We start from the raw sequence: 16758 nt of genomic DNA, 5'->3' as shown, positions 1-16758 counted from the left end.
GGGAATTGGGCAGTAAAAAGTAAAAAGATTCTTTTCTTTTGCCTTTTACCTCCCGTGTCTTCCTTGTTTCCCTTGTCTCCCGCTCCCCTGGTTACTGAGCGCAGTCGAAGTAACTCCCCACTCCCTAATAACCAAGATGTACATTCAATTTCGTGAAGTTAATCAATTTGATGTTTGGATTTGGCTGAAATTTAGTACAGTCCCTTCTCAACGTGAAAAACAGTATATAGAGGAAGTATTTAATTCCTGGTTTTACTTAGGAAAGTTAGGTGGATTTAATGCTGAAAATCTGCAAGTGCAGGAAACAGGGCTGGATCTAAGTTATATGGACTATGACACCCAAGGTTATGACAAAAGCCTACTGGCGTTAATGCACAACATGGGTGAATTTGAGTATGAAGGAGAGTGGGGACGTTGTTGGTTTGACTTGGGAACAAGCGATGCGATCGCTTTAGATATTTTAATCAATGCTCTCACCCAAATCAGTCAAGAATATGTCACCATCGAAGCCTTGTATATTGGCGGCGAAAACGAAGATTGGCCTGTCGAAGATAGTGATAGTCGTACTTACTCTATTTACGATAATTAATTAAGGACAATGGGTAAACACAATGAAATCCGGGTGATAGCCTTGGGGCTAATTCAGGATGAAAAACGAATTTTTGTCTCTGAAGGTTATGACCCTGTGAAACAATCAAAATTTTACCGCGCTTTGGGTGGCGGTGTTGACTTTGGTGAAACTAGTATAGAAGCTTTAAAACGAGAATTCCAAGAAGAGATTCAGGCAGATTTAACTAATATTCGCTACTTAGGTTGTATAGAAAATATATTTATATACAATGGTCGCAAAGGACATGAAGTTATTCAACTTTATCAATGTGATTTTGCTGATTCTAAATTTTACCAATTAGAAAGTTTAGTATTTTCTGAATCTGAGCATCATCAGCATACCGCATTGTGGATAGATATTGCCCGCTTTCAATCTAGTGAACTTAGATTAGTTCCAGAGGAATTTTTTAATTATTTATAAATAGAATTTATAACACTAATCATATCTATGCTTTTTAGATTTAATCACTTCAATTACATCATCATGACGCTGACCTTCAATAATATCATTTAAATGAATTTTCCCATCAATATATTGCAAATGAATACGCCATCCAGATAATTTATCGATATCAGCACGGTATATTGCCTGCTTAATACCTTTGACTTTACGAAGTCTTGTCTTGGGAAAAGTTCTGGTTCTATGACATTCATTATCTTCCAGTTCAGCCAAAGCTTCTAGAAAATCTATTTTGAGATTATCCGGTAAAATCTCCATAGCTTCATGGATAATACCATGCTCATCTAGAAGTGGTTTAATCCGTGGCATTAGCTAGGACTAACCTCAATTTCTTGATGTTTGATGCTAAAATCTTGGTAGAGAGACTCTGCGATTGCAGCGTATGCAATTGCAGCATCTTCAGTATTAACAACCCTGAATAATGTAATTACTGTAGTGTTAAAAATTGGGTCATCATCAATAGTTAGAATTAATCTGATATCTTTATCAATAATTAAGGCGTAGAGCGAAGAATCATAATCATCACTAAGCTTAATTTCTTTGAGTTTAAAAGCCTGGTTTTCTAATAATTTTTTGTTCTTTGAGAGAATTTCAACGTATCGATTTAATTTCTTAATAATTTTAAATTTTTCTTTATTTTTAAACCTATCTAAATCCTGCTCAAAATCTTTTGTCGATTCAATAAGTATTTCCATTTAATTGATTTCAGACCTGAAATACTAAACTTATTTCAAATTTAACGTACATCTAGATAGCTTGAAACTATTCTAACTATTTTTATATAAAAACAAATAATATAAATAGATTCATAATTATAGCTCCATTTACTAAGTTAAATATTACATAAATATAGCGATCACTTTCAGAAATTAGCTTAAATGAACTTGTATTTAGCATAAATTTTCTCTAGCACTCAATTTCTTATGTCAACTAAATTAGTATCACCTTTATTCATAATTTTATTAGGGCTGACTCTGACTCCAACTGCTGGATGTACTAATCATAAAAGTAATTCAGCTGTTGCTCAAAGTTCACCCAAGCCAGAACCTCAAATCATCGTCCAACCTGGAGAAATACGACCTTTACCTGGCAAATTAGATAATATCCCTGTATTTAACAGCAATAGCCCAGAATGGGTTAAAACTGAGGGTATTTTACTGTCTACTTTCCCCGCAAATAACAAAAAAAACCCAGCCGCCCACCTCAATTTTCCTTTTCAGGGACGGTTTGATTTATTTGCTCACCACTATACTCACACCCCCAAAGATTTACAAACCCTATACATAGGGGTAATTATCCAGAACCCTAGTAAAAAACCTGTAACGATTGGCGTATTACAAGCAGCCAGTTATTTGATGCAGGATGCACCCTTTGTCACCTTACCCCCTTACCGAGAAAATAATGATGGTAAAGTATACTCCGGGCCAGGGGCTAGGGCTGTGGCTGATGTACTGCGGGGGGTGCGACAGGCTGAATTTCCAGCAAAACTAGTCATTCCACCAGGACAAAGCCGAATGTTAATCAATCATCCTATCCCGGTGCGGAATTTAGAAAGACCTGTCAATGGTCGGTCTAGCTTTATGCGCCTGCGGAGTAATGGCAAAGTTTACACGGCTAGTATGGCGATGTTTGCCAAGAAAAATGCTAATGGTTCAGACCGTGCGCCAACTCAGGCTGAATGGCAAGCTTTACTCAATAACGGTAACTTCGCTGGGCCAAGAGATAAAACTCCCTCTCCTCCTAATGCTACTAGCGGGGCGTTAATTTATGGCCGGGTGGCTGGTGTTTCTCAAGGTTCACAATGGAAAGCGAACTTAGTGGATAATCCTCAAGCCACGACTCTCACAATCCCTCAAGGTGGTAAAGGGATTTCTTACCCCTTAGTGACTCTGCGGGGTGGTCGCTTGGGTACTGAACAAAACCAAACCGCCAAAATGTTGGTACGTTATCCTGATACCGCGTATGAAGCGCATGGTAATTATGGCGTGGAATATAATCTCAGTCTGCCCTTGAAAAATAATACCAATCAAACTCAAAAGGTGACAGTTACTTTAGAAACACCTTTGAAGGAAGATAAATTATCGCAAGGTGGCGTGCGTTTTCGGAAACCATCGTTAGATTTTCCGTTTTTTAGAGGTACGGTAAAGCTGAGTTATTTTGATGACCAAGGGAAACAACAAACGCGTTATGTTCATCTTTGGCATAGAACTGGTCAAGTTTTAGAACCATTAGTACAGTTCGTTATGCCACCTGCAACTAGACGTAATGTGCAGGTAGATGTGATTTATCCCCCAGATTCTACACCACCGCAGGTTTTGACTGTAAGAACTTTGTGAAAATCAGGACTTATGCAACTGGCATATTATTAGGGTGCGTCAGACGGCTTAAATGCTGTCAATAAAGACATTTTTGATATCTGACGCACCCTACACCAGATTTAACAGTGTTGGGTGGGTTTCTTCCGTTAAAGCACTGACTTCTTGTGCTTAACTTTATGTCAAACATATATTAACACTGGTAAACTTCTAGATAAAACTTTTACCGGCTGATGCCATGAGCCTCTGCATAAATCCTAGTTGTACGCAACCTCAAAATCGTGATGATGAGCTATTTTGTCAAACTTGTGGCTCAGAACTGTTACTAAAAGGACGTTACCGGGTAATGCGTCAGTTGGGTGGTGGTGGTTTTGGCTTGACTTTTGAAGTTAATGAAGTGCGTAGTAACACCCCCAAAGTTATCAAAGTCCTGATTAACACCCAGCAAAAGGCAGTTGATTTATTTCAGCAAGAAGCAGAAGTTTTAAGTCAACTAGATAATCCTGGTATTCCCCAAGTTGAGAGTGATGGGTACTTTGTCTATTTTCCGAGAAATAGCCAAAATCCAGTTCATTGTCTGGTGATGGAAAAGATTGTGGGGATGGACTTAGAGCAATATATGCACAAGCGTGAGTTACGTCCCATTGATCAAGATTTGGCTATGCAATGGCTCAAGGAATTAGTCATTATTTTAGAGGATGTACATAGTCAAAACTTCTTCCATCGGGATATCAAGCCACCTAATATTATGCTGAGATCAACTGGTGAACTAACACTGATTGACTTCGGGACGGCGCGACAAGTCACAGCAACCGTTGTCAATCAACAAGGTGGCGTAACAATGATATCGTCAGCAGGTTACACACCAGTTGAACAAATGAATAGTCAAGCTGTACCCCAATCAGATTTTTTTGCTCTGGGGCGGACATTTATATATTTGTTAACAGGTAAATATCCTCTGGATTCAGCTATTTATGATGCTCACAATGATGAGATAGCTTGGCGTAGTCATGCACTACATATATCGCCACTGTTGGTAGATTTGCTAGACGAGATGATGGCACATAAACCTAAGCAACGTCCTGCAAATACGCAAGTGATTTTGCAAAGGTTAGCAGAGATTGAACAAGCTTTGAATCCACCAAAGGTTACTAGGAGAACAAATCCCCCTAGAGTTGCACCAACTCAGCCAGTAAATCCACCCCAGTCACAAGTAACAACTTCAACATCAACCCAAGCTAAACCAGTTGGATGGGGCTTGTGGCTGCAATGGGTGTTAGCAAATACTGTGACGTGTTTTGTATGGTCAGTTTTGATAAATTTCATAGGAAGTTATTATGTAAATGACACAACCGCCTTATTTGGTATTTTGTGTGGCAGTATGCTGTTGGGCAGTATGCAATGGTTAGTACTGAGGCGGTTGTTTTCCTGTAAATGGTGGGTTTTGTTAACAGCTTTAGGCATACTTATAGGGGTTGTTTTAGGGAATTTGGTAATTTTGTATCGTATTGATTTTTCCTTACTCATTTTTGCGATTGAGTGGGGTTCGTTAATGAATGCGTTATTTGGTATTTTGTGGGGTACTTCACTCGGACTGATGCAATGGTTAGGAATGAGGCGGCAAATCTCTCACTCTAGTTGGTGGATTGTAGCGAATGCTGTGGGTGGTGTGGTCTTATTTAGTATTCGGTTGTTTCCTGGTGGTTTTGATTCAGGGCTATTAGTGAATCTTTTTCTGGGTTTTGCAGGTCTTGTAATGATTACAGGTGGGGTGCTGGTTTGGTTGATGAAACAACCTACTGTAAAACCATAAATTAGTGAGAGCGGCGCGATTGCCCCTCCCTGGTAAAATATCGCAGGCGAATTGCAATCCTTAAGCTCAGAACAAGAAATTAGCCGCCCTATGTGCGATCGCAAATTATCTATAAACCCATTGAATATAAAATCACACGGTCGTACAGTCTATCAGGCAAAAGATACTTGAGGAATGCTCCTATTTTCGCGTCTTGACCGATGAGATAGCGTGTCTTTGGTTTTTTTGCTGTGAGTGCATGAATAACAGCCTCAGCTACAATATCCGATGAAATGCTCTTAGATGCCAGAATTCCTACTTGTTTACGGACAGCCGTCAACGCATGACCGTAGAGATTTAGGGCAGATGGTGATAAATTTTGCTTTGCTGTATCAGCTTGAGTGAAAGACTTTTCCCAAATGGGAGTAGCGATCGCACCTGGTTCAATAATGGAAACTGAAATTCCCCAAGGTTGTAACTCCATACGCATCACATCAGTGAGTGCTTCAAGTGCAAATTTGGAAGCATTGTAAGCACCAAGAAAGGGCGCAGCACTTCTACCGCTAATAGAACCCATATTGACAATTCGTCCTCGACTTTGGCGCAATAAACCAAGAAATGCTTGTGTGACGGCTAGTTGGCCAGTGACATTCACTTGCATTTGTTGTTCAAAGTCTGCAATTGGTAATAATTCTAATGGGCCGGGAACGGCGATTCCAGCGTTATTTACTAAACCGAAAATTCCATCACCGACTGTATTTTTGACTGTCTCAACTGCAAATGCAATCGAATCAGCATCAGTAACATCTAAAAAAATAGGAATAAGTCTTTGAGTGGCTTTCTGTTGAAGTTTTTGAGCATCAGAATCTTTACGCACGCCAGCAAAGACACAAAATCCTAATTTGTCTAAATGCAAAGCGCAGGCTTCACCAATCCCTGTTGATGCGCCTGTAATCACTACTGTACTTTGATTTTTTGCAAGCATTTATGTTATCCAATCTCTGAGATTAACTATAAAATTACTTGCTAATAACAAATGACAAATTTGCTACTTATATGTCATATTTATTAGTTCAAATCTAAAATTATATTAAGTTATATCATCCTGGCAAAACATTTTTTATAAGTCCTATATTTCCTTTTGCTTTATGTTTTTAGAATATTTTATTCATCTACTAAAGGAAAGAGATTTATTGTTCCTTGTTTTGACTAATAAAGTTAATTTTTTGTGACTACTTAGCATTGCGATTACTCGTAGAAATGAGCGTAGGCTACGCCTACGCTCAAAATTACTTACCGCCGTAGAAAAAGGCAATGTCTTTCTCTTTTAGGGGTGCAAAGCCTGCTTCTATGAGTAATTGATCAAGTTCTGGTTGGGGGATATGTTTTGCCCCAATGCGGATGATGCGCGATCGCATAGTATTAGATACACCACTGCGTTGTCTGTTGGCTTCTAATGCCATGACTTTGGTGTAAAGGTCTAACTTTGCAACTGGAATGGGTGTACCATCAAAATCGATACCTTTGGTGATCGCTTCATCAATAGCATCAGCACCCTTAGTAGTAGCATTTACTTGGTTAGTGTCAGCAGTCATGGTAGTTTTTTCTTAAAGTTCTAGGTATATCTTACCAGTCATGCTGATCTTGGGGATAGGGGATTAAGGATTGGGGACTGGGTATTAGGTAATCATATTGTTTCTGTACAATAATGAAGGAGTCATAACACCCTAGTTATTGATTCGTGTATAGCAAAGTAGATTGAAAAGGGTTTAACAAAATTCCTAAAATTTTTTCAATATCATTAATGTAGTATTCAACAATATCAATATATAGTTGATGATTTTCTAAAATTAAAAAACGCCAGTTAGTTCCAGTAGTAATAACCCCGTATATTTCATTGACTTCTTGTTGTGTATTTTGATTAAAAACTTGCGCTCCCACCATTGTGGCGATACATTGTCCTAAACCACTTTTAATGTCTTCATTTTTGGCTACAACAACCGTAACTACAGGAGCTTTAATATAAAACTGTTCTTCTGAATCACAAAGAATGAAATTACAAATTCCATTTAATCCACGCTTGTGATCGACATCAAAATTTGTTCCAGAGAATAGAGCAATTTGGCAGCTTAATTGTCGTCTAGCTTCTGCTAGAACTTGCATAATTAATAATTCCGAACGGGCTTTTTCTGTATTTATAGCCGTTGCCAATTGAATATATTCGTGTAAAAGTGTTGTTAAAGTGACTGAGGCTTTGACAGGAACTACTTCTTTAAAAAGATTGCGCTTTTCATCAATGATCAGCGTAAAATTTTCTTTCATTGTAGCTAACATAAAATCACTATATGCCATGAGGAATAATTCGTAATTTGTAATACTTTGTGAGAAGGCTGACACCTATGTAATTTTAGCCACATGAATTTAACTAATCATTAATAGATAGCTATCGACTAATAACGATTTTCTCGTATTATCAAACCACCAGTAAAAGCACCTAATATTGTCCCTGTCCAAATGCCGGTTGTACTACCTTTCCATGTTGCGCCGGGTGCTATCCAAACTTGGCATATTTGTTGTAATCCCCAAGACTGATTTTGACACTTTTGGCTATGGAGCATCAAAGTGATTTGTCCGCCAATATAACTGCCAAAAAATCCTGATGTTAGTGCTAAAAAGGTACAAATTAAAATTGGATTTTTAGTCATTACTTATTAGTCATTAGCGTCAATAGTCAACAGTAATGGCTTTTGACTATTGACTGTTTATAAAACTCAGCACTCCCAACTCAGCACTCATAACTTTTCAACCTGTATTTCTCATTCCCGCAGCGATACCGTTAATGGTTAATAGTGCGCCTCTGAGTAACTCACCTTTACTGTAACGTGAATGAATTACGCCAGAGGTGGCAATATTTTTTGACTGGCGCAGACGTTTGAGGAGAGAAACTTGGATAAAACCAAGGGGAACAATTGTACCGTTACGTAATTGTACAGAACGTTGCAGTACAGGATCACCATCTAACAACCGACTATGATCAGTGATTTGAAGAACTAAATCCCTAGTGAGATAGAATTCACTGGCGATTTGCTCAAACACCTTCTCAAATCGGGGTTTGTCTTCAGGGTTAGATAACTCCTGGACGTAGTGATGCGCCATTTGCATATCTACTTTTGCTAGAGTCATTTCGGCTTTGGAAATGACCATTTTGAAGAACGGCCACTTAACGTAAAAGTAGCGGAGTAATTTCAGGTGTTCTTCTGGTTCTGCACCTAAAAATTCTTGTAAAGCTGTACCTACGCCGTACCAAGAAGGGAGCAAAACGCGGGTTTGTGTCCAGCTAAATACCCAAGGGATGGCGCGGAGACTGCTTAAATCTTTTTTACCAGAGGGACGGCGTGCGGGGCGGGAACTAATCTGTAGCTGGCTGATTTCTTCAATGGGGGTGACTTGGTGGAAGAAGTCAATAAAATCTGGCTGTTCGTAGATTAAACCACGATAATGCTGCCGCGATCGCGCTGCCAATTCCTCCATTATTTCATTCCAAGGTTCGATATCATCAAACCCTGTACGTAGCAGGCTGGCTTGAATTACTGCTGTAGTAATGGTTTCGAGGTTGTATAAAGCCAAGTCCAGCAAGGAGTATTTGGAAGCCAATACTTCCCCTTGTTCAGTAATCTTGATGCGGCCATTGATACTATGCCCTGGTTGCGCCAAAATCGCTTCATGGGCTGGGCCGCCTCCCCTTCCTACAGAACCTCCACGCCCGTGGAAAATTCGCAGATGTAAACCGTATGCTTCGGCGATTTTCTGCAAGGATTTTTGGGCTTTGTGAATTTCCCAGTTACTACTTAAGAAGCCAGAATCTTTGTTGCTGTCAGAATACCCCAGCATGACTTCTTGTAAGTCAAGGGTGAGTAAGGCGTGCTGAGTGCTAAGTTGTGAGTTGTTTGTTGACTCAGCACTCGTTACTTTTAACTCAGCACTTTCATACCCACCAGCTAATAAGGCACGATATAACGGTAATTCAAACAATTGACGCATGACGCTGCAAGAGCGTTGTAAGTCTTCGACTGTTTCAAACAATGGTACAACTTGAATTGTGCCGACTGCGATCGCCGGGTCAAATAATCTGGCTTCTTTGGCTAATAGCAAAACTTCTAGTACGTCGCTGACTTGACGACACATACTGATAATGTAAGTTTTGCAGATACTAATCCCAAATTCTTGTTGTAGCGATCGCACTACCCGGAAGGTTTTAATGACATCATTAGTCTTGTCAGAAAATGGTAATTCTGACGATATTAATGGACGACGGGTTTGCAGTTCACTAGTTAACCACTCAACGCGCTGTTCTTCTGAGAGGTCATTATAAGATTGGGGTAACAGTTGCAGGTATTCGAGAATCTCGTTTAAAGCATCCGAATGTCTGGAGGATTCTTGGCGGATGTCTAGCTGGGTGAGATTAAAGTCAAAAATTTCGACTTGACAGATGAGATTATCCAGTTCTCGGCAACTTAAGCCAGTTTCCGTCAAATTGCGCTGAATCATCCGCAGTTCTATCAAGAAATCTGTACCTGAACGGTACATGGGGCTATCTTCGTTGGTGGGAGTTTCGCCCTTGTACAAAGATAAATTGCGATCGCGGGTATTTTCCAGCCGCTTCAGAACATAAGATAGTTTGAGACGATAGGGTTCTTGGCGATATCTTAAAGCCAATGCGTCGTAAACGTCACTTAATTGGGATTGATCTAACTCCAACGATTCCAGCAAATCTGGTAAAACATCGCTCCAGTGCATGGAGATACTGAGTAATTCAATCAATTGTGTGACTGACTTGATATATCTCTCCAGCACCATTTTGCGCTGATAGCAGGCTGTTTGCCAGGTAACTTCCGGGGTGACAGATGGATTTCCATCCCTATCTGAACCTACCCAAGAACCAAAGGAACAAAAATCTGTACTGGGTGGTTCTAACCAAGGAAATGTTTTCCCCAAAGCGTACTTGAAGCGTTTGTACAGTTGGGGGATACCATCAAATAAGACTTCTTGGAAGTAGTGCAAGGCATAATCTACCTCATCTAACACCGTCGGTTTAAACTGGTGCAGTTCATCAGTTCGCCACCAGAGGCGAATTTCTTCCATTAATTTTTCGCGGATTTCTCCAGCTTCCCAAGGATAGCCACCGCCATTGCTCTTCCGGTTTTCTACGGCATCCAGTTGTTGTAGTAATTTGACGACTTGCCGTTGTTTATCCCGAATGGTGTGGCGGACAATTTCTGTCGGGTGGGCTGTAAATACCAACCGCACATCCAAATGAGAAATTAAGCGTTGAATCTGTTGAGGTGGGACATTCAACTTGTGTAATAGGGGAAACAGGGCGGCGAATGTGCCTTTTTGTCTGTTTTGTTCTCTGGAAGAACCATTTTTAGTTAGCCAGTCCATTCCGCCTGAACCATTGAAAATGACATCATCTTCATTTTGGTTAGAGGAATAGTTAATATTGTGAGAATTTTCTTGATGGGCTAGTTCTTGTTCGGCTTCAGAATAGCGAGTTAATTGCTGCCTTTGTTCGTATTCCTGCTCTATGATGTTAATCAGCTGAAAATACAAAGCAAAACCCCGCGCTGCCCGAATTGCTTCGTTAATATTTAACTGTTCAATCAACTTGACAGCAGAAATGGCTTGGTCTTTTGTCGCTTGTCCTTCTGGTGAACATAAGTCACGCAACTGCCGCAACAGATCCACCATATTTTGCCCACATTCTTGTCGGAGTACGGACTCCCACAATTCTTCCACTATTTGGAGGCGATGACGCAAAAATAATTCTGAGGTGGGATATAGATTGGCAGATTCAGATAAAGAGTATAAAACAGAACTCATATTTGCTTCTCTCGTAAAGCCGATTGCTGTTTAACGGTGTGCCGCTACGCGGAAGTCAAAAGGAGTCAGTGCGTTGGGGAGACACTGCTTTGCATGGGTTTCCCTCGTTGTAGCAAGTGTCGTCGGCTCTGCCGACTTAAAGCAACTGACGTTCAAAAGTCAAAAGTCAAAAGTCTTACCTAGGAAGCTTTTGCTGGTTTTGAATCATGATTTTGTTGACATTCGATTGAGCAGTTTTTGGTAAGTATATTTTTTAACTGTGATTATCTAATTCTGTTGCATCGGGGAAGGGAAGAATAGGCAGGCGATCGCCGCGAAACAATTCTTCACTGGCTTGCCCTATAGATTCTAGGGCTTTTGCTGATATTTTCCCGGTGGTAAGCAGCATTAGTATAGATGCTGAACCTATTTGTAAGAGGAGAGATTGGGGAATGCTAAACAGAACTAAATCCAATCCTGATTCATTTGTGGACTGTTGGGTAATAGGAGGCATTGCTTTGTTCTTAGTGATTGGCCAACGAGTAAAATAAAACGCAAAACTCAAAATCTGTATGACTTGCAACCTTATAAGACTATTCTGTCTCACTTGGCAAGCTCAGACGGTAACAAAACTGTTAACAAAAAAATCTAAAATGTGATAGACCTATGGTTCTAGTTTACAAGTCCAGGCAATACCCCCCGTTAACAATTCAAAATTCTCTCATAGCCTTCTCCTGTAGGAGACGCTACGCGAACGGCAAGGCTTGCGCCTACAAAATTCAAAATTTAAAATTCAAGACATTTTGCCTACAATACGCTACGCAAAGAGTCGCGGATTTAAACCCCGACTATAGCTTGCTTCCCACCGGGTAAATGATACTACGTGTAGACCCGTCCCCTATCACCTGTCCCCTATCACCTGTCCCCTATCACCTGTCACCTGTGTTCCTTCAGAGTTAACTGCCCATGAAAACATTAGTATTAGATAGCCAGCAATCCTTATTGCAGTGGGTAAGCCAAGCAACAGGGATTAACACTTTAGGGGTGAAAGTCCGATTACGGGGAAATGACCTTCATATTTTGTGTGAAGGTTCAGAGTGTCCTCAACGCTGGCGGACTCTATCTGACTTGCTTCATGCACTCCAACAAACAGATTTAGATGTCTTAACCAGCCACGAACAACCATCAATATACCAAGTATTCGTCTACGGGCGAAAGAAGGGGGAATATCGTCCCCAGTGGTGTCACAAAGTTTACTTAAATCAACTAGAACGTCATCTAGAACAGGTAGAAAAAGCCCTGTTAGAAGATGCGGCTAAAGCCCCTGGGGGCGCGTTAATTATTTCTAATGAAAGTTTGGCACGGCGGGGAGATCCCAACGCCATAGCCCGCTATCTCAGCGAAACTCTGAGTGCTATGGGTGTGGCGGTACAGGTAAAAGTTAAGCAGATTGAAGCCAGCGATGATAGTCAAGCTGTATCTAATCGTCTATGGGTATTTTGCCAGTCAAGCTATAATCCCGATCCTTCACTACTAGCCGAACCAGTAGCCCATCAATTAAGGCAATTAAAGCTAACTGGCTACAAAGATGCAGTGATTGTTTCCCAAATTAGTGGTGAGACAAGGCATGATTGGCGGTTGCGGATTGACTTAACACCGCCGGAAGTAATGCTCAAAGAATGGGCGCGGTGGGGTGATGTACAAGCGATCGCTCGTCTATTGACAGCAGTATTATCAGAATTAAAAGTTACTGTCCAGGTTTCTCTACAAGAATCTACCTTACATATCTTTTGTTTACCGCTTGCTGACTCCCCCACACCAGAGAAAGCAGTATGTATAGAAAAAATATCACAGCAATTAGATGCGATCGCGCCTCAAGGTATCCTCGCCGCCACGGTTTACGGACAGAAAACCAATGAAGATAAGCAACCCGACTGGATTGATTGGCTGACTTTACCAGCTAAAGAATATCCTGCTTTGGCTACTCCAGCTTTAGAATTGGCGGCTGAAGGTGATGAACCAGCAATTATTTTCTTGCTAGAACGCTTACTTAATCCCAATTTGGATCGCAAGTTAAAAACAGGCGGTTTGCGGGTGCTACTGTTGCGGAAAGATGATTTATTTCACATCATGTGTGATGCACCTATTTGTCCCAGCCGTAAACAAGTAGCCCCCAGAGTTACCCAGTTTATTCGCCAATTAAAAATTCCTGGGATTGCTGGAGTGCGGGTTTATGGTAGACGTGCTGGTAATAAAGAACCTTTTTGGCATCATGGTGTAGATTTAGCCCAGCGTCAACGATTAGTTCCAGAGGCTACCCCAGAATTTGCGGCTACTGCTGATTATGTCAGTGAATTAATTACCCAAGACGACGACGAACCCATTTTGCGTCCTGACTTAACTACAGAAGAAGTTCAAAGTTTCGTCACCGAAGTCGCGCGGGATTGGGTAGCAACTGCAACTACCACAGTCAAACAATGGCTTTTGAATACCCAGTTATTCACAGAAAGCGATCAGTCAGCTAACCAAATTCCTGATGCTCAAGGTGTGAAAGTTGCCTTAGTCTGGGGTACTTTAGGTTTATTGCTCACCCTACAAACCGATTGGGTCTTGGGTTACATCGTGACTCGCACCATACCGAGTTCACCAGAAGTTAACAATATTTCATCATCATCCTCTGAGCCAAAATCATCTGCAAGTCCCAGAGACAATCAAAACGAAAGAACAGCATTTTTTACTACTAATTCTCAGCCACAAAATACAGCCTTTAATGGGTCTGGGTTTACTCAAGAAGACGATCAGCCCAGAGATTTAAGAGCCGCACCTTTAAAAGATAAAGCCAACGCCACAGCTATTTTATTGGCAGCGCGGTCTTCCATGCCCAGCTTTAATATTAGGCAATTAGATGAGCAATTAGCCTTATACAGACAGCGCATTGCCAAAAACGGCAAACCTGCCGATGTCTTAATTATTGGTTCTTCTCGTGCGTTGCGGGGAATTGATCCAGTCGCGTTGTCAAAAGCCTTAACCCGTCAAGGTTATCCCAATGTTGACGTATTTAATTTTGGCATTAACGGCGCAACCTCCCAAGTTGTAGACTTTGTAATTCGTCAGGTGTTACAGCCATCGGAACTACCAAAATTAATTTTGTGGGCTGATGGTTCTCGTGCTTTTAATAGTGGTCGTGATGACTTAACATTTAAAGCGATCGCCACTTCTCCAGGTTATGAATATGTGCTAAAACAGGCACAAATATCTGGTGACAGCGATGAAGTCTCAAAAAATCAAGCTAATTCCTCTAAAGATACTAAAACAACACCCCAACAGGAGATAAACAACTATCAAGTTATTAATAAGTGGTTAAATCAGGTTCTTGGTGGTGTTTCCACTAGCTATCAACACCGCGACCAAATTCAAACTTTATTCCACAAACAACTGGAATCTCTGCCAATATTTAGTGAATCTGCAAAACCTTCATCACCCACTCAATTAAACACCGATAATGCTGAAGATGAAAGTACCTTGACACAAGCAGTTGACTTTGATGGTTTCCTACCCTTGTCTGTAAGGTTTAATCCTAATAGATACTATCAAAAACATCCTAAAGTTGCCGGAAAATACGATAACGATTATAAAGACTTCCAACTAGGAGCAGAACAAGATGCAGCTTTCCAAGATGTTTTGCAATTTACACAATCTCGAAATATTCCTTTAGTCTTTATTAATCTCCCTCTCACCTCCGAATATTTAGATCAATTTCGCCGCCAACATGAACAAGAATTTCAAATATATATGTTGCAATTAGCGACTAATCCCAACTTTATTTATAGAGATTTAAGTCAAGTTTGGCCAAAGGCCAATGAATACTTTTCCGATCCCAGCCACCTTAATCGGTTTGGTGGTTACGAAGTCTCGAAAAAACTAGCCATTGATCCGATGATTCCTTGGCCAGTGAAGTAGACAGGTGACAGGTGACAGGGAAGAGAAACTAATGAATAATGACTAAAATATGAACTTTATATCTATTCTTTATGGACTGTTTTTGCTGAGTGTATTGGTTATTTATTGGTCTTTGGAACTGCCAAAATTGCGCCTATGGGCTTTATTGATTGCCAGCCTTTTTTTCTACGCATCTTTAAATATTCAATATTTACCTCTCCTATTAGCACTAACTTTTATTAACTTTCAGTTAGGGCGAGAAATTGGGAAAAATACGTCACCGGGACAACATAGTCTAGATTGGCAGATTTCTAATGAAGAATGGCAATTTGCCCACATGGATTGGAATCGCCGCAGACTAAAGTTATTATGGCTGGGAATAGGTTTAAATGTCTCAATATTATTAGGATTTAAATATATAACTTGGTTGGTAAAATTAATTTTTGATGCGCCAATTAGTGCATCAGATACACCTTTTAAAATCATCGCACCTTTGGGAATATCGTTTTTTACCTTTGAGTGCATTGCTTATTTAGTAGATGTGTATCGTGGTGCGCCTGCTAGTAATCAATTTCTCAAATTTGCAACATACAAATTGTTTTTTGCTAAATTAATTTCTGGGCCAATTACCCGCTATCACAATTTAGCAAATCAATTTAGCTCTCTGGAATTCCCTGGTACTGATAAAGTAGCACAAGCTCTATGGTTGATTGCTAGAGGTGCTGTGAAAAAGGGTATCTTAGCAGACAATCTAGGCATTTTTGTTGATTTATGTTTTGGTAATCTGCAACGGGCTGGTAGTAATGATTTATGGCTAGCTACCATAGCCTATGGGTTGCAATTGTATTTAGATTTCAGTGGGTATGTAGATATTGCCCGTGGTAGTGCTTTACTGTTTGGGTTGATGCTCCCAGAAAACTTTGATTTTCCCTATTTCAGCACCAGTATTGCAGAATTTTGGCGGCGTTGGCACATGACTCTGGGTGACTGGCTGCGTAATTATGTTTATTTTTCCTTGGGTGGTTCTCGTCAAGGTTTAACTCGCACCTGTGGGAACTTATTTATTGTCATGTTAATTGCTGGGATTTGGCACGGTTCATTGTGGGGCTTTATCATTTGGGGTATTTATCACGGATTAGCCTTAGTAGTGCATCGACTGACAGATGAAATGAGCGATCGCTATGAAAAAATAGAGCAATTCTGGCAAAATCCTGTAGGCATACTCATAGCTTGGTTTTTAACCCAACTGATGGTCTTCACCTCTTGGATTTGGTTTCGTCTACCTAACCCGCAACAATCTACTTTGGTATTTCAGCACCTGTGGGGTCATACTGCTGATGCCCAATTTTATCAAAAAGTTTATGTCGAAGCCCTCAACACCAGCCCCTACCAAATTGCCTGGATGATGGGCTTGTTAGCAGCTTTCATGAGCATAAATTATGCCTTCAAAGGCAAACTCAAACTGGATCTGAGTTGGCCGCTTAAACTAGTATTTGTACCACTTTGCTTCTATGCTGTTTGGTTGCTCGCCCCTGAAGGTAGCCTTCCTTACATCTACTTCGATTTCTAATTCCCTTACTATCTTCTCTGTGCCTCCGTGTCTCCGTGGTTAAAAAATTCCCTGTTAACACAGAGACACAAAGAATACCTTAACCAGCCTCTTTATATAATTAAAATTAATTATTAATTAACCAATACATAAGAAATTCAATCAATAAAATAACGTGAATAGATGTAAAGTTTATGAGCAGGCGAAAATATTACACGCCTCAATCATAAAAACC

Annotated in this window: 14 protein-coding genes; 6 read left to right on the top strand and 8 right to left on the bottom strand. The window is 40.4% G+C overall.

The features are described 5' to 3' along the window. Positions 1-136 precede the first annotated feature (136 nt). Both VB693_RS23635 and VB693_RS23630 read left to right on the top strand, forming a co-directional pair. Positions 137-589: a DUF3531 family protein gene (locus tag VB693_RS23635; protein ID WP_190707002.1), complete on the top strand. Its 453-nt coding sequence runs from the start codon at positions 137-139 to the stop codon at positions 587-589. 9 nt (positions 590-598) lie between these two features. Then, entirely contained in the window at positions 599-1030 is a 432-nt protein-coding gene (locus VB693_RS23630) for an NUDIX hydrolase (protein WP_190706999.1), read from the top strand. 15 nt (positions 1031-1045) lie between these two features. On the opposite strand, the gene VB693_RS23625 is transcribed toward VB693_RS23630, so the two are convergent. Together VB693_RS23625 and VB693_RS23620 are read right to left on the bottom strand one after the other, a co-directional pair. Next, positions 1046-1378 carry a hypothetical protein gene (locus VB693_RS23625; RefSeq protein WP_190706996.1) on the bottom strand — a complete coding sequence of 111 codons (333 nt, stop codon included), beginning with the start codon at positions 1376-1378 and terminating at the stop codon, positions 1046-1048. Beyond that, complete coding sequence (locus VB693_RS23620) at positions 1378-1764, bottom strand: hypothetical protein (protein WP_323268387.1); 387 nt, start codon at positions 1762-1764, stop codon at positions 1378-1380. Before VB693_RS23620 ends, VB693_RS23625 begins: the two co-directional genes overlap by 1 nt. Positions 1765-1992: 228 nt before the next feature. Here VB693_RS23620 and VB693_RS23615 point away from each other — a divergent pair, with 228 nt between their 5' ends. Then, entirely contained in the window at positions 1993-3405 is a 1413-nt protein-coding gene (locus tag VB693_RS23615; RefSeq protein WP_323268386.1) for a DUF3370 domain-containing protein, read from the top strand. A gap of 217 nt (positions 3406-3622) precedes the next feature. Next, complete coding sequence (locus tag VB693_RS23610; RefSeq protein ID WP_323268385.1) at positions 3623-5197, top strand: protein kinase domain-containing protein; 1575 nt, start codon at positions 3623-3625, stop codon at positions 5195-5197. 109 nt (positions 5198-5306) lie between these two features. Here VB693_RS23610 and VB693_RS23605 read toward each other — a convergent pair whose 3' ends face one another. The 6 genes from VB693_RS23605 to VB693_RS23580 all read right to left on the bottom strand — a co-directional run bounded on the left by VB693_RS23605 (position 5307) and on the right by VB693_RS23580 (position 11549). Beyond that, on the bottom strand, positions 5307-6161 hold the full coding sequence (locus VB693_RS23605) for an SDR family NAD(P)-dependent oxidoreductase (protein WP_323268384.1): 855 nt from the start codon (positions 6159-6161) through the stop codon (positions 5307-5309). 304 nt (positions 6162-6465) lie between these two features. Then, the gene (locus VB693_RS23600; protein WP_323268383.1) at positions 6466-6771 is read right to left on the bottom strand and encodes a DUF4090 family protein; all 306 of its coding nucleotides are present in this window, start codon (positions 6769-6771) and stop codon (positions 6466-6468) included. Between the two features lie 136 nt (positions 6772-6907). Beyond that, a complete protein-coding gene (locus tag VB693_RS23595; RefSeq protein WP_323268382.1) occupies positions 6908-7528 on the bottom strand; it encodes a hypothetical protein in 621 nt (206 codons plus the stop codon). Between the two features lie 98 nt (positions 7529-7626). Next, a complete protein-coding gene (locus VB693_RS23590; protein WP_323268381.1) occupies positions 7627-7881 on the bottom strand; it encodes a hypothetical protein in 255 nt (84 codons plus the stop codon). Positions 7882-7978: 97 nt separating this feature from the next. Beyond that, entirely contained in the window at positions 7979-11056 is a 3078-nt protein-coding gene (gene ppc, locus VB693_RS23585; protein WP_323268380.1) for a phosphoenolpyruvate carboxylase, read from the bottom strand. A gap of 253 nt (positions 11057-11309) precedes the next feature. After that, positions 11310-11549, bottom strand: a complete 240-nt coding sequence (locus VB693_RS23580) for a hypothetical protein (protein ID WP_190706962.1) — start codon at positions 11547-11549, stop codon at positions 11310-11312. Between the two features lie 452 nt (positions 11550-12001). On the opposite strand from VB693_RS23580, the gene VB693_RS23575 reads away from it, so the two are divergent. Together VB693_RS23575 and VB693_RS23570 are read left to right on the top strand one after the other, a co-directional pair. Next, positions 12002-14995, top strand: coding sequence for a DUF1574 family protein (locus tag VB693_RS23575; RefSeq protein WP_323268379.1), 2994 nt, complete (start codon positions 12002-12004; stop codon positions 14993-14995). 49 nt (positions 14996-15044) lie between these two features. Further along, positions 15045-16544, top strand: coding sequence for an MBOAT family protein (locus VB693_RS23570; protein ID WP_323268378.1), 1500 nt, complete (start codon positions 15045-15047; stop codon positions 16542-16544). Positions 16545-16758: the final 214 nt, after the last annotated feature.

This window comes from Anabaena sp. UHCC 0399 (assembly GCF_034931465.1).
In the GTDB taxonomy this organism is placed as follows: domain Bacteria; phylum Cyanobacteriota; class Cyanobacteriia; order Cyanobacteriales; family Nostocaceae; genus Trichormus; species Trichormus minutissimus.
Note: the sequence above shows the minus strand (reverse complement) of the source record. Positions and strands in the feature narration are given on the sequence as shown.